The sequence below is a fragment of the Mycobacteroides salmoniphilum genome, assembly GCF_004924335.1.
Classification (GTDB): domain Bacteria; phylum Actinomycetota; class Actinomycetes; order Mycobacteriales; family Mycobacteriaceae; genus Mycobacterium; species Mycobacterium salmoniphilum.
On sequence record NZ_CP024633.1, the window covers coordinates 4,065,463 to 4,079,598 of the forward strand.

A 14,136-nucleotide genomic window follows, 5' to 3' on the forward strand; every position below is an offset into this window, starting at 1 on the left:
ATCAGCGATGAACGATACAGGTTAAGTGTCACCCTTCATACGGACAACGAACTGAGTATGATTCATCGGTGAAGGCCTCCCTGACTGTCGATGCGAAGAGACCCTGAACTGACCGCTGGCATCATCCGTACAGGCCCCCGAGACCTCGCAGCATCCCTCATGCCAGCGCGCATCCCGACATCTAGGTGTTATTCAACTTCGAAGAGTCGAGTCACAACTGAGAGACGATCGAGGCCGGGAATCCATTCAGCAGCAAGTAATCCAACTGCCCGTAAGTCAGTGGCAGTAGATGATTTTCAGGTCGAATACCTCCAGCCTGTAATACAAAATAGCGGCTCGGGTCAGATTTCAGCTCGAATTTCGACACATAACGCTCAAGTGGAACCTGAGACACCCGGGCATCGAGTCCCTCATCTTCCCAAGCCCATTGAACGGGATCCAGACGGAGGGCCATACGTAGGCTCTCGCCGAGATCCCAGATGATGTACTTTCCGGCGTCGTCAATGTCGGAAAAGAAGGCGACCAAGCCCTCGTGGGGCTCGTTGCGACGTTCTGTTGTGGCTCGCCAAACGTTGCATCCACCGTCTTTCGGTTCGACTATTAGCGACGTCCAGCCCTCGCAGGGGTAGCCGTCGCGGAGGTGAAGTCTGTCGTCTTCCCACACTGGCTCGTTCAGTGAGAGCCGGCCAACGTAAGAGTAGATTCGTCGCCAATTCTCGTACTGGCTGATTAGCTCAACAAATCTACGATCAGCAGCTGCGGCACCTGAGTTCATGACGATCTCTCTCATCTACCAGTGGTCTCACGAATCAGTCGGTTCTTTAGTAACTGATCAACCGGCACTGGATCTCCAGTGGCTCTGTCGATGACAGCCAATTGGTTAGCTCCACCTGGCTGACCGAAAGCTGACTTGGCCTGACCGTAGTGCACTTCCCAGTCTAGTCCATCAGGTATTGGTTTCCCGGTGCCTTCGAATGTGTGGTACTGGTTAGCTACGCCTGGTGGCATGGCGCGCATAGCCAGTGGCGCGCCTTCATCTGCCATGAATCCGCCTCCATTGGAACCGAGTCGGTCGAGCTGATATCCCTGAGGAATCCGGTCGGTAATGGTGGGCGGTCCGGCGAATCCATTGTTGGGCGCTTGTCCATCCCAGTCCCATCGGGGATTTCCGTCTCGTCCAGGGACTGTGAATTCGTGTTCGAACTGATCGATGGTGCGGCCAGCGAGTGGGTCGTAGCCGTCGGTGACCGTACTGGGGACGCCACCTTCATGAAGGCGCGCTACATCGTCCGCAGGGTTCTGCATAAGCTCAAAGGCATGCTGAGGCGATAGACCGTAGTCTTGGCCTTCCACGGCCGGAGCCTTCGCTGGCTGTGGCAGCGGGTGCTCGCTCGCGTTGGGCGCAGCGGGACTGCCCGAGTGGTCGCCAGTGTGCTCGCCGGATGCGGCGGGTTGCGAGCTACCGACGTTGTCGGCAGTCGCCTGCCCCGGCTCTGGCTCCCGGTATCCATCATGCCAGCGCGGATCCCAGATCCTGCGATCCGATGAATACTGACCGCTGACATCGTCAAGCCGCAAAGGCCGACCGGCTGCAGGTTCGTCGGTGCGCCAACCCGGCTTCCATCCGGGGCGGTCGTCAACGGTGCGAGGGGCCTCGTGATGGACCTGGTCGAACTGGCCCGCCCCGATGCGGCCGAAATTCGCCAACGATTCAGTACGCCCGCCCAGGATCGGATCGAATTTGTAGTAGGCCGTATGGGTGCTGACGGTACCGTCTTTTCCGAGAAGATGATCCATATGTTGGGGGAATTCGGAAGTGACTCGCTGCCCCTTGAACCCTTCCATGGCAGGATCGAAACCCAGACCACGCCCAAAAAACCGCCCCGCCGAATCGGCGGTGCGGCCACCGAGCATGGTGACCGGGTCTCGCGAGGACGATGCGACGAATACCTTGTCGCCGACACCGAAATCAGCAGCTTTGTGGAGGGGTCCCGCCCCCGGCGATCCGGCCAGCGTGATGCTGCGCACCTCGTTGCCCAACCTCGCCTCGTGGCCAGCGAAGCTGGTGGTGGTCGTCCCATAGGAGTGGGCGAATATGTCGTTGGTGGAAAAGTGGCTGCCATCCCCGGCGATCACATCGCGCGCGGCGTTGAAGGCGGTGATGTCGCCGTGCAGGATGTCACCACCGGTGCTGGCCAGTTTCGTGTGCGCGACATCCCATAGTCCCTTGATGCCTTGGGGTGCGTCATAGCCGATCCACGCGATCGACGACACCTTGGTGCCGCCTTGCTCCCAAACAGATTCCAGATGCGCCCTCGCGTTTTCGAGATTGCCCCCAATGCTGTCGATCGTCGTCGAATAGCCAGGTACGTGCCAGGACACTGCATCCGCATGGAAGGGGTTCTCGCCGACGCTGACAACCATCCGACCGTCGCCGCCGAAAGCGTGCGGGTCAAACGCCAGGATGTTCACCTCGCCGCCGTGCTCCCGTGCCCAACTGTGCGCGTCATCAAGGGCTCGCTGGATTCCCTCGTAGCGCTTCAGCTCTTTACGCTCGTCGCGGGTGAGGTGCTCCCCAGCGTCTTTGCGGGCTTGCAACTCGTCGTGCAGTCGGGTCAGCTCGTGCGTGCTGGCTTCAGTACGAGCCCACAGCGGAATGCCCTCAGCGTTGCCGATCTCACGGGGGTAGGTGTCGATCAACGCACGTTGCTCTTCACCACCCAAGCGCTCCCACCAACGTGCGTTGTCGGCTGACCGCCGCTCGCCAAACGGGTCGTTACCCAGCTGACGTCGAATCTCATCGGGGGAAACCGGTGGATCCCGCCGCCACAGCGCGTCGTTGGCTATCTCGCGGGCGTGCTCGGCATCGGGATGCGATGCCACGTTCCGGCCGGCCTCGCTGGGGTCGCTGCCAACACTCGACTCGGAGCGGGCCGAGGGATCGTGACCCGGGGATGCCGCCGACTCTTCCGGTGTCGAGTCGCGGCCCGCGGGCGGCTGCTCCGAACGCTCCCGCTCTGTTCGAGCTGGCTCCGAGGACACGGGCGGCTTGGTATCCGGTTCGGCTGCAGCTGCCGGTTTCGTCTCCGGGCCGGATCCCAACTTGCCGCCGTCCGGTTGCGTGTAGTGGATCATGTTCCCGGTCATCTTGTTGCCGATGCCGTCAACCCCGAACGACATATGCCTGCCGGGTGCGTCGGCATAGCCAGGGGTGAATACGCCCTCGACGCATGCCGCCCAGTCGACCGGTCCCATGTTCTCAGTGAGCAGGTGGCTGAGCTGTGTCGGACTCTCAACGGTGTGGGGCGTCCCCTGGACGTCCAAATCTTTGGGAGGGTGCAGCGTGTAGTTGGGCATCTGCTCGCCGGAGGTGTATGTCCGCGAATACACGCCGGAAACGTCCTGACCGGTTTCGATCCGTTGGCCCAGCGAGTCAGTGATGGTCCCGCCATGTTCGGCGTACACCGTGACCGACGTGCCTTCGGGGATCACGGTCGTGCCGTTCTCCGGATTATACGTACCGTGGCCACTGACCTTTGTGCGCCCGTCAACGGCCCTGGCTTCTTCGCCAATACCAGGCGGCGGCGCGTCAGATTCGCTTTGCCGGGGCGGCTGCTCCGAACGCTCCCCCTCTGCGCGGGCTGGTTCGGGCGGGGCGGGTGGCTTGGTGTCCGGTTCAGCTGCGACTGCCGGTTTAGTCTCCAGGTCTGTCACGGTGTAGCGATCGGGACCCAGCTTGCCGCCGTCGATGACGGCTTCTGACGCCCCGTCAGGCAACTTGCCGCCCGGAAGCCACTGATCGTTGGCGCCTGCCTCGTTACCCGAAGGTATGCGCGCATTGGCGTCGTGCGGTTCGGGGATGTCGATGCGGACCAGCTTGTTAGAGTCCAGGAACCCCTCAGGCAGGCCCAGTTCCCGCTCCATCGCCCGCGGATCGCCTTGGGTTCGGGCGAGCATCGCATCGGCTTCGGCCTTAGGCATAACGAAGGAAGTTCCGTCGCGCTGCGCAATCCCGTACTTGTTCAGATTGCTCTCGGGCATGAACCGAGTGGCGCCCTCGCTGAATCTGTCCAAATGCTGCTTGATGTATTCCTGCGGCAGATAGCTCTCTGGGGGCGGACGGTCACCCTTCTCCATCGCTCTAATCTCATCCGACATTTCCTTACTGATCGGAATGTCGCCGAGTGGTTCATTGGGGTCACGAGGCTGCTCACCCCCGGAGTCGTCAGTACCGGCGCGTTTGGGTTCTGCGGCGGCGCCGGGGTCTCCGGGGCGAGCCGACGATCTGTTGGGATCGGCGGCGGTTCTGGCTCCCGACGGTGTAGCGCCAGCGCGACCTTCCTGTGCCCGTGCCACCGGTTCACCGCCGATGCCGGGCATCGCCGGTGGAGCCACCGCCGGCACAGCGGGATCAGCCGATTCGGAAAGCTTGGGGTCCGCCGTTGCCGGGTCTCGCTTGCCGACCTGCCCCACCTCGGAGTCCGGGGTTTGCTTGGCGGCGTGGGCATCTGAATCAGCGGAAAGCCGTGCCCCCGATTTACTTTCCGGTGGTACCGGACCCTTCTGCGCCGCAGGTTGGCTTTCGGGCGTGGGCCGGGACGCCGCGGGCTGGTTGTCCGGCGCCGTTTTGGGCGCCGCCGGTTGGCCGTCGGATGCGGTTCGGGGCGCGGCAGCCGGATTATCCACCGGGGTTCTGGCTGCAAGATCATCGGCTGACCGCGGGACGAGCTGCTGCCCATCGAGTTTAGGCGACTCCAGTTGCGCGGCGGGTCGGTCGGCCGGCGCCGACGGTTCGCTGGGTGCCCTCGGCGCTTCTGTTGGCAGGCCGCTCTTGCTTGGTGATGCGGTGGGCTCGACGCCGACGTGGTCGGGGCGCAGCGAGCGGGGCTGCACAGGGTCGCCGCCCGATGGTGGTTGGCGGTGAGTATCGGCAGCATGCGCAGGCTCTGCAGCGCGGTCGCCGCTGTTCGCCGGGCGGGGCTGGGCTTGCTCTCCGGCCGGGGCAGGCCGGTCGGCGGCGGGCGCCGGGCGATCGGAGGCCTCGCTGCTGGGTGCGGGGCGATCGACTGCCTCGCTGCTAGGGGCTCGTGGGGTTGGCTCGCCGGTGGTGGCCGGCACTACCGGACGATCACCGGTGGTGGATGCCGCCGGGGCAGGTCGCGCAGCGCTGTCAGCAACGTGCGCGGCTGGACTAACGGGGTGCGCTGCCGATGGGGAAGCACCCGTCGGTACCACGCCCGCCCGGGTTCCGGTCGGGGTGTTGGTCGGAGTGTTGGTCGAGCTGCTGTTGGATGGCGGGCTCTCGGCCCTTGGCGCACTTGGTGCCCCCGCCTCGGCACGCGGGCCTGACGGCGCGGCAGCTGGGTTCGACGCGGTATGACCGTTCGGGGTGCTCTGTGTGGTGTGCTGGCCGGCGCCCGGGTCGGCGACGGTTGGGCCGCTGGCCTTCGGCGGATCCGATCCCAACGGCGCACCCGCGTCACGCGAACCGGTGACCTGCGCGGTGGAAGTGGCGCGGGCCTCGGCGGGCGCCGGTGACGTCGAACTGGACCTGTCCGAGGCAGCCGGATGTACCTCACTGACGTCACGGTAGCCAGTGGAACCGTCGGCATGTGTGGGGTGACGGTAGCCGCTGACACCGTCGACACCGGCGAAGGCAACACCCTGGGCGAAGGCTTTCCCAAGGTTGAATTCCTCACCCATGATTGGCTGCGCGGCCAGCCCGCCGAGGGTGTTTGCGACGGTGCTGACACCAAAGTCCTTGGCGCCGTTCGCCAGCGGATTGCCAAGTTTGAAGTTCGCACCGAGACCCGTGATCGGCGCAGCAACCGCGCCCATGACCGCCCCGCCCGCCACCGCTTTGCCGAACTCGCCCCAGTTGAATCCACCCGGCGGGTGCGTACCAGTGGCAAATTGCAAACCCTGTGAAGTGAGGTCGCCCGCGATCGCCCCGACAACGCCCGCAAAAGCACCTTCGAGAATCCGCGCCGCAATCGCAACGATGACCTTCGTGGCGACCTCGCCTACCACGCGCGAAACGGCCCACCGCAAGGCTGCGAGAAGTGTGACGCGAGTCGCAGCCGCCGCCACCGCCGCACCGCCGCCAAAGGTCCACCAAGCTGTAGCTGCGATGGTGGCGGCCAACGCGGTAAGTGCGATCCAGAACGTAGTCTTGGTGTCATCGATCGTATTCGCGACGTTATCGACGCTGTCAGCTATCGCATTCAGCTGTCCGACCATTTTGCTGACATCGCCTGGAATGTCCTGGAACAGCCGGACTAGCTTTTCGTGGTACTCGCCGGAGGAGAAACCCTCCAGGGCCAACTGCCGCCCATCTTTAACGACGTCTTCGAGTGCCTTCAGGTCCGCTGCAAATTTACGCCACTGGTTCGCCTGCTCGGTACAAGCATCCTCGTCACCATCGGGATACCGCATCCCGACAAGAACCTCAAGTATCCCATTCAGGGGACCTGGGAGACCCTGACTCATCCTAGAATGTCCCCCTCAGCAATCCCCGACCACTGCGCCAATGAGGTTCGCGGTGCAGCGTAATACCGCGATCAGACCAATTCGCGGGGAGTTTAGCCGGCCTCGCCGCCGGTCTGGGCGATGATGGAATTGATCGCCGCTGTGAGGTTTGGCTCGATTGTCCCCAGGCCTTTGGCCAGATCCTGCACATTCTTGATGGCTTGTGCACGGTTGGGGTCGAACTTCTCGGCGAACGCAGCGCCGATTTTATCGTTGCTCCACGGCGAATCGGTCAACCCTCCAACCCCTGTGGCCGCTGCCGATGCGCTCCTGGCAGCCTCAGCCCACTTGGTGGCTCCCGCCCGGGCTGGCCCCTGACTGAACTCGAACTTATCGGCCATCGTGATCTCCTTGCCCCTGCCTGAATACGAGTCGTAGCTAATAGACTACGACATCCCCCGTGGGAAGGAGGTTCCTACTCGGTTTTTCGAAGCCCATGGCCTTGGTGGTTACCGGTGATGGAACACCGTCATCGGCGGTTCCGGATCTCCACTCCCATCGCCGTCATCGAGCTGCTGTGCCATAGCTTGGCGTTCCCGCGAATTGGGCGGCGAGAGAGGCACGGTCGGTTGCAGTTTGGCGAAGTCGTCAATCGTCCCCATGGTCCCGACACCCGGTATGCCTGCCCCGAGAGCCGACGTCTGCTTCAAGATGTCGGCCTGAAATACCTTCGACTTGTCGTTCATCTTGGCCGCCGCAGCCTGAGTAGCCTCTAACATCGAGTCCGCCACCTGGGTGCTGGTGGCGCCGGCGAACACCTCGTCATCGACCTCGACTTTTACGACGATCCCCTGCGCGTTCACCCACACCCGCACCAAATCGTCCTTGGATCGAGCATCGGCGGTCTCTATGGCCATCCGTTGAGCGGACTCGGCTATGGCGCCCAGCGCCTTGTCCATATCGGACATGATCGTTTCGAGATCGACATCATCCGAATCCTGGAACAGGCCGTCGAACATTCCCACGACAACTCCTCGGTGTCTCGTGTTAAACCGGCGTCCCGCGGTTACCGCCCGGTTGCTGTAAGAGCAACCCATCACACTCGTGGCGACGGCACGCTTCGACGAATGCAAGTGCCGCAGCGCAGTCGACCAGGAACTCGTGGTACTGAGCAGGGCTGAGTTCGTAATACTCTTCGTAGTCGACGATTCCATTACTCACAGGTATCGACGCGTAGTAGCGGCCCGAGGTCGATTCGACGCCGAGGGAGTACCTGTCCTTCTTGGAAAAGTAGGTGTCGTCGAACTTCATCGCCCCTCCGTTTGCCCGCCCTGGGCTGCGGCCAGTCTATAGCGTCGCACTCCGAAGTTCCCGAACTTTGGTGCGCGTGGCCGACTAGGCTAGGTATGCCTGAAGGTAAGGGCCATGGTGGCCGGAAAGACAGGAACTACGACAACAGCCGACGTCGACGATGAGGTGCAGATGGTCAGCCCAAAGCAGAGGGCTGGCGATGACGGGCGAGCTGATGCGGCAAGCCCAACCGGTCCGGCGGCACCCGGGTTGGAGCGGCTTGTCCGGCCAGGACACGGAGCGTTTGAGAAGCGGCAGCTAGCGCCGCTGACTCGCAATAGCTATCCTAGGCGCATCCGACGAGGTGAGGGGAAATAGACATGGGAAATCCACCGTCGAATGAGGATGTGGCGGGCTGGACGAATCAGCTGCAGCAGTGGAAAACCAGTGTGCCCGACGACATCGTGGCCCTCGACCCGGGCGTTATCAGCGTTCTGATGTCCAAGATGGGTGAGATCCTCGCGAAGCTCGATACGGCCACCACCTCGACGGCCGGCTTGAAGATCAATCCCGGGGTGGTGGGCAAGTTCCCCTCAGCGATCACGACCGCAAATAATGTGAACACAAGCGCGGATGGTTTTCGGGACAGCCTCAAAGATTTTAAGGAATTTGCCCAATCATTTCAGGATCTGATGCAGGCGGCTTTGGTCAAGCAGCTGCCCGCGCAAACCGGCCAGCGCTGACCAGCGTATAGCGCACGTCAACCGCGAGAGCGAGGTCATACATGGCACCCGGCGACCGGTTTTGGACTCCAGGGAACGACGGCTACGCACCCAACGCGACGAATTCCTGGGATACGCCAGTTATTAATGGCAATGTCAATCTAGGTCGGGGCAGTACCAATAGCTTCATCAATACGCACATGCTACCGAGTCTGGAGAAGAATCTTCAGACTGACGGGAGTACGAGCCCCAAGGCTTCTCCGTTGGAGCACATCAACCTCTTCAAGGAGGGGTTAGATGCGCTCAAGCCTGCGAACGAAGATATCGCGGTGAATCAATTCCAACTGTGGAAGCAAGCCGGTGAGGCTTTGGATGCCGCCGGAACCAAGATCGGCGAATGGCTGAACACCGCCAAGAACAGCCAACAAAGCCTCTCTGGACACACGGTGCAAAAACTCGTCACCATGATCAACGACGCAGCTCCTGGCGTCACAAAACTTGCTAATGCAGCACACCGCATGGACTACCTAGTCAACATATTCCGCACTACTGTCGGAGACAGCCGGACTTACTTCGTAACGAGTGAAGATTCATATAATCAAAACCTGAAGCTTCCGGACGACGATCCATCCAAGGACGCCAACTTGAAAGAGTTCGATGCCGGAGCGCGCGCCCTGATTCACAATTTTTATAATCCGATGATTAATACTGTCAACGGCAATCAGCCTGATGTACAAGCGACTCCACCACAGGCGGATCCGTCGCCCGGTGGGCCGCCTACAAACCCGCTGGCGAGCGGGGGGCCGGGGCCAGGCGGAGGTATACCCTCGATTCCACAGATCCCTAATATCCCCTCGACCAAGACGCCCAGTACCAAGACGCCCAGTACCGACCAGTCATCACAAAACGGTGCGGCCAACGCCGCGCAGCAAGCGGCGCAACAAGCCGGCAACACCGCCCAACAAGCAGCCCAAGCCGCGCAACAAGCAGGGCAGCAAGGCGCCCAGGCCGCCCAGCAAGCCTTGGACCAGCTCCTCAAAGGCCAACCAGGTGGCAAAGATAACCCCGAAGGTCTGCTGGGTTTGGGATCCAACGGCCTCGCGGGGGCTAAACCCGCCGGTGGAGTCGGCGTCGGCGGTGGCAAGGGCGGTGGAGTCGGCGGCGGTGCCGGATCAGGCAAGGGACTGGCTGCGGCCAACCCGGCTGCCCGGACGGTCGCAGCCACCAAACTCGATACCCCCGTTTCCCGTGCCAGTCTGAGCAACACCGGCGCCAACGGGGCTGCCGGCTCCGGTGCCCCCGCCGCCGGACAACGCGGCGGTGCAGGCGGTGACAAAATACACAAAGCCGCCAAAGCACTCCGACACGACAAACACGGCGTCATCGCCGAAAGCGACGCCGTCGTCCAAGTCATCGGCGAAGAACCCAAAGAACCACCCCCCACCAAAACAACCTAACTTCCGGCCAGAAATCACAGAAAGGGTGGTGGCCGCGTGGAGCGGGTGGGGCTCAATCGGGTAGGAAGTATCGAAACGTTCGGCGTAGAGGCCCTGAGTGAGTTCCATGGCCGCGATTTCCTACCACATCCGTTCGCACACACGCGGCCGTCGCCGTTCGCGGACTACGACGCGTACCGCGGCTACGCAGCGGCAATGCTCGACCGGATCAATCACTCTGAATACAACGGTATCCAGCAATGGTTCGCCACCTATGTGAATGCCGATCTACGCGTGGAATGCACCATCGATCGCCGTGACGCGCCAAGAGTCCGGCTCGTAGCGCACCGGTCGGGTCCGCTTGGGTATCTGGCGACACAAAAACCCGACGATGACGTCATCGAGGTGTACAGCGTCTCTCCTCTCGAATTAGGTGCGGCACTCGCCGGGTGGAGTGCGCTGACTAGGCCCGGCTCCCATTCGAAGCTAAACATCCCCGAATACGCGCCAGATCCGCCGCGCTTAGCCGACAGCGACGGGGACACCGTCGGTATTCGTCACAAGGTAGAGACCTCGGATGTCAAGGTGGCGCCACGCTCGCATGCGGTGGTGTTAGGCCGCGTACAGAGTCACTGGCGGCCAGCGCGAGAATGGGGATTCGATCGCCACACCCGAGGTGTGGTGTGGGTGCGGATCGAAGGTGACGGCGAGTATATCTATACGCCGGACTATAGCCATCTGACGCCGCTGACCACCCGCAACCTGGCCACGCGTATCGATGAACTCATCGCGGCCGACGTGCAGGCGGTGCGGGAGTCTCGGGATGGATACCGCGATAGGAGCTAGCGGGGTTGCTGTAGCGACATGATGCTATCGGCCGGGTTATTGCGCTGGATCAGGCCGTTTCCGACTTTCCAGAGCATGGTGTAATCCGGAGTTTGCCAAAGGGTCTGACAAGTCGTTGGATCGTAAGCCAGGAAACGCGGATCGGTACCGTCCCGAGTGATGATTATATTGCCGTCCGAGCCGACATAGGATCCGCCAAGGTGGGCGGCGCAGGTAGGACCTGGCTCGTTGGTCAGCAGGTCCCACTGCTGCCACTTTTCGTCGCTGTAGCTCTCCGGGTCTTCGGCGTAAAGTTTACTGCCGATCGTGCGAAAATGCCTCGCCGAGCTACTCGGTATCTGGCTAGCTAACTTGCCCGCGGCGGTGTAGATGTTGAAACTGGCGCCCTGCAGCAGCGTTGGCATCGCCCTATTCGATTGCAAGCGACCGTTATCGGGTTCTTCGTGGATGAGCTTGCCGGAGGTGTCATAAAAGGCCGTCCACCGCTGGGTGCCTTTCTCCATTTCGTAGGCGAAACCACCGCTATACACGGTGGCCTCCACGAGGCGGGTTCCGTCGGGCGGGGCGGGAGTCAGATCCACACCATCGACCGAGAAGATCCGAGTCACTCCGATCGTCGCGGGATTCGACAGATCAGGGTTTTGGATGGCGAGGGTCAGCGGCGGGAGATCTTGTACCTCGCTGTCCCAGGGCTGGGTTACTTCTCCGGTTCCGGGCAGGAACCAGGTGAACTCGGCGTGCGGTCCCAAGCCGTACACACCCTTACCCTTGACGGCCGCCACCAGTCGGGTCTCGCCCAGGTGATTTCCTACCGGTACCACTGTCTGTTCACTGAGGCCGCTGCCGTACGTGTGTAAATCGGTGGGGCCGCTGAAGCTCAGACTGCCGTTTTGCAGGTCGACGACCCACACCCGCTGCAAGTCCTTGCAGAACGGGGCGTAACAGTCCAAATTCACACACACAGCGGTGCTGGGACCATTGCTGTAACACTGATCCGCGGTTCCGAAGAACCCGGCCAACGGTACCGGCGCAAACAACCGGGCTCCCGTCGCGGTGTCGACCCCGTACACCCAGCCCCTCGGATCGCTACAGCCAGGGCCGCACTGCTTGGCCACAAAATAGGCTTTACCGCCGATCGCGGCGAACAACTCTCCCACCTCGACACCGGCGGGCAGGCCGATATCGGCGGAGCTAAGCCGCCATCCGGGCACCGGCTGGCGGCTTAGCGGAAAAGAAATCAGCATGTCCTTGGGTGTACCGATGAGCGCTTGCTGCGAAGGCTCTCCCCGGGCGTGGGTTCTTGTTCTGAGCAGCACTATCGCCGTGATACCCGCAACGACCACAGCGACCACCACCAGCATGGCCCCCCACACCCACCATCTGCGTGGCCGCCGTGGTGCGGGCGGCAGTGAGTCTGCGTTGCCCGGAGCCGGCTCGGCCGACTCTACCCATCGAAAACCGCCTGGCGGTACCGAACCTGTCACTGCCGTCCCTGCCCGCACTCCATGATTGTCGACATCTGCATCAGGGTATCGTCGTCGGCCCAAAAGCACAGACCCGCAATACGCCGTCCTGAACCCTCATGAAGGTCATGACGCTTCGGGTATGCGGAAACCGGGTGGGCTCGAAATGGGTGTTGAGCAACCATGCCGGGCCGTCCCGAAAAAAATTCCCGAAGGCGACGATGCGTAGCTCCTTGGCCACCGGATCGTGATTCTTGACCGCCTCGACCTCGCGAGCGACGGTACCTTGGCGATCAGAGCACGACAACGCCTCCAAATTCGCCAGATGCCGCTCGTTGCGTTCCCGCAGCCAGACCAGCATTGTGGTCTCCGAAATTGCGCGGGCCTGCTCGTCGGACATCGATTCGTTGGCTACCATCGCCCGCAGAGTCGGCCCATCCCCCCGATCGCGCCCCTGGATCGCCACCAGTAGCACAGCCACCGAGGCCACTGTCAACGCCGCCGAAACACCGATCGCCAGCGCACCGCAGCGCCGACGATTGCCCGATGCGGCGCGGTGCGGCGGATCGGCATGCACCGCCAGCGCCCCAGTGTTGTCATACTCGACCACGATACGAGGTGCGCCGGCCGCTGCGCGCCGACGATATTCGATCACCAGGTCAACAGCCCCCGCCGGTACTAGTAGCGGCGCCGCCCCAGAAGCGTGCGTCACCTGCCCCCGTGCTGCTACCGGCGTCGACTCCAGATCGAATTCCGCCCGCAGCCGTTTCCATCCCGGCGGTGCGTCCGCCGTCAAAATAGTCACCGCGCGCTCGATCAGCGCTCGAGTGTCGGTCTGAACATCACCCACGGGTGGCCGTTCCTCACTCATGGGGTCCGGTCGGCTGGTCACAGATCTTCAGCCCGCCTGCCTCATCGAGCAACGTGAATTGCCCACCGAAATAGCCGTTATCCTCCCGCTGCGCCCGTTCCACATCCAGCTTCATCGCATCGTCCAGCGGCCGGATACGCAATACCACCCCGGCCCACACCTGCCCGCCCTGGTCACTGAATGCGACGATTGCGTCCGGAAACACCAACCCTGAACGCTCGGCGACCCCGGCGATCCGATCGCGCACTGCGGCGCTGGGGTTCGCGCAGGTTACCGCCCACATCCCCACAACATCGCCTCGGTTCTGCGCTTCGTACCATTTGCCGATTACCTCGAACGATTCCTGCTGACGCGGCGGCGGATCCGGCAACGACATCAACTCCACCCGCGGCGGGGGGGCCCATCGCCAACTGGCTGCGAACACTATCGCCGCCGCGGCTAAACACCCCACCGCTAAGGCAGCCATCACCGCAATCAACCATCGCCTTGGCCTTAGCCGCCGCGATGGCGCGCCCGTCGGCTCGGAACGCACCGCCAATCGCCCGTCAGAATGGCAATCCAGGATCAACCGCCGCCACGGCACCCCCGCCGCCGCCGCCCGACGCTGATGCTCGGCCAACACCCCCAGCACACCCGCCGGCACACCTATCGACGAAGACTGTCCATGGGGCGTCACCACCGACACCGCTGCCAGCGCAGGCTTACACAAAGGGTCGAACTCACCGTGCACATGCGTCCACCCCGCTGGCACCCCTTCCAGCAACAACGTGACCGCATCCTCAATCAAGGCGCGATCACCCACCACCTGACCACCGCTGCCGTCTCCGGACACTGATCAAGACTAGCCCGCCCCTGGCACCCGGAGCTCGTCTATCTCGTGAGGGGCGTTTCTGCGTTTCCTTCGTTTGTACGGTTTCTACTGCGGAGCAGCCGCCAGACAAGGTGGTCGCGAACGGGTTGAGCACGTTTTTACCGTGTTATCCATCACGCCCGACTGTGGCCGTCGGTCCTAGCGCGTGTCACCGAGTGCAAGCATGAGC

General features: G+C 62.5%; 11 protein-coding genes. 3 read left to right on the top strand and 8 right to left on the bottom strand.

Going from position 1 to position 14,136, the window contains the following annotated elements:
* Positions 1 to 211 precede the first annotated feature (211 nt).
* The 5 genes from DSM43276_RS20220 to DSM43276_RS20240 form a co-directional block, all read right to left on the bottom strand.
* Positions 212 to 775, bottom strand: a complete 564-nt coding sequence (locus DSM43276_RS20220) for a hypothetical protein (RefSeq protein WP_157896009.1) — start codon at positions 773 to 775, stop codon at positions 212 to 214.
* A gap of 11 nt (positions 776 to 786) precedes the next feature.
* Positions 787 to 6,489 carry a putative adhesin gene (locus tag DSM43276_RS20225; RefSeq protein WP_157896010.1) on the bottom strand — a complete coding sequence of 1,901 codons (5,703 nt, stop codon included), beginning with the start codon at positions 6,487 to 6,489 and terminating at the stop codon, positions 787 to 789.
* 92 nt (positions 6,490 to 6,581) lie between these two features.
* Positions 6,582 to 6,869, bottom strand: a complete 288-nt coding sequence (locus tag DSM43276_RS20230) for a hypothetical protein (protein WP_078328115.1) — start codon at positions 6,867 to 6,869, stop codon at positions 6,582 to 6,584.
* Between the two features lie 108 nt (positions 6,870 to 6,977).
* Positions 6,978 to 7,487 (bottom strand): YbaB/EbfC family nucleoid-associated protein, encoded by a 510-nt coding sequence (locus DSM43276_RS20235; RefSeq protein WP_078328116.1) that lies wholly within the window; start codon positions 7,485 to 7,487, stop codon positions 6,978 to 6,980.
* Between the two features lie 28 nt (positions 7,488 to 7,515).
* The gene (locus DSM43276_RS20240) at positions 7,516 to 7,779 is read right to left on the bottom strand and encodes a hypothetical protein (protein WP_078328117.1); all 264 of its coding nucleotides are present in this window, start codon (positions 7,777 to 7,779) and stop codon (positions 7,516 to 7,518) included.
* Positions 7,780 to 8,138: 359 nt separating this feature from the next.
* Here DSM43276_RS20240 and DSM43276_RS20245 point away from each other — a divergent pair, with 359 nt between their 5' ends.
* From DSM43276_RS20245 to DSM43276_RS20255, 3 genes are read left to right on the top strand one after another with little or no spacing between them, the layout of a single operon-like run.
* The gene (locus DSM43276_RS20245; RefSeq protein WP_078328118.1) at positions 8,139 to 8,501 is read left to right on the top strand and encodes a hypothetical protein; all 363 of its coding nucleotides are present in this window, start codon (positions 8,139 to 8,141) and stop codon (positions 8,499 to 8,501) included.
* A gap of 41 nt (positions 8,502 to 8,542) precedes the next feature.
* Positions 8,543 to 9,937, top strand: a complete 1,395-nt coding sequence (locus DSM43276_RS20250) for a hypothetical protein (protein WP_136629132.1) — start codon at positions 8,543 to 8,545, stop codon at positions 9,935 to 9,937.
* A 36-nt stretch (positions 9,938 to 9,973) separates the two neighbouring features.
* A complete protein-coding gene (locus tag DSM43276_RS20255; RefSeq protein WP_078328121.1) occupies positions 9,974 to 10,762 on the top strand; it encodes an ESX secretion-associated protein EspG in 789 nt (262 codons plus the stop codon).
* Here the strand turns inward: DSM43276_RS20255 and DSM43276_RS20260 are convergent.
* The 3 genes from DSM43276_RS20260 to DSM43276_RS20270 all read right to left on the bottom strand — a co-directional run bounded on the left by DSM43276_RS20260 (position 10,759) and on the right by DSM43276_RS20270 (position 13,928).
* A complete protein-coding gene (locus tag DSM43276_RS20260; RefSeq protein ID WP_157896012.1) occupies positions 10,759 to 12,135 on the bottom strand; it encodes a hypothetical protein in 1,377 nt (458 codons plus the stop codon). The two genes, DSM43276_RS20255 and DSM43276_RS20260, sit on opposite strands and share 4 nt — an antisense overlap.
* 151 nt (positions 12,136 to 12,286) lie before the next feature.
* Positions 12,287 to 13,075, bottom strand: coding sequence for a hypothetical protein (locus DSM43276_RS20265; protein ID WP_136629134.1), 789 nt, complete (start codon positions 13,073 to 13,075; stop codon positions 12,287 to 12,289).
* 13 nt (positions 13,076 to 13,088) lie between these two features.
* On the bottom strand, positions 13,089 to 13,928 hold the full coding sequence (locus tag DSM43276_RS20270) for a hypothetical protein (protein WP_078328124.1): 840 nt from the start codon (positions 13,926 to 13,928) through the stop codon (positions 13,089 to 13,091).
* Positions 13,929 to 14,136 lie beyond the last annotated feature (208 nt).

Excerpts from the sequence above, each read along its gene's own strand:
- DSM43276_RS20220 (WP_157896009.1), bottom strand. The coding sequence starts at position 775 with ATGAACTCAGGTGCCGCAGCTGCTGATCGTAGATTTGTTGAGCTAATC.
- DSM43276_RS20225 (WP_157896010.1), bottom strand. The coding sequence starts at position 6,489 with ATGAGTCAGGGTCTCCCAGGTCCCCTGAATGGGATACTTGAGGTTCTT.
- DSM43276_RS20230 (WP_078328115.1), bottom strand. The coding sequence starts at position 6,869 with ATGGCCGATAAGTTCGAGTTCAGTCAGGGGCCAGCCCGGGCGGGAGCC.
- DSM43276_RS20235 (WP_078328116.1), bottom strand. The coding sequence starts at position 7,487 with ATGTTCGACGGCCTGTTCCAGGATTCGGATGATGTCGATCTCGAAACG.
- DSM43276_RS20240 (WP_078328117.1), bottom strand. The coding sequence starts at position 7,779 with ATGAAGTTCGACGACACCTACTTTTCCAAGAAGGACAGGTACTCCCTC.
- DSM43276_RS20245 (WP_078328118.1), top strand. The coding sequence starts at position 8,139 with ATGGGAAATCCACCGTCGAATGAGGATGTGGCGGGCTGGACGAATCAG.
- DSM43276_RS20250 (WP_136629132.1), top strand. The coding sequence starts at position 8,543 with ATGGCACCCGGCGACCGGTTTTGGACTCCAGGGAACGACGGCTACGCA.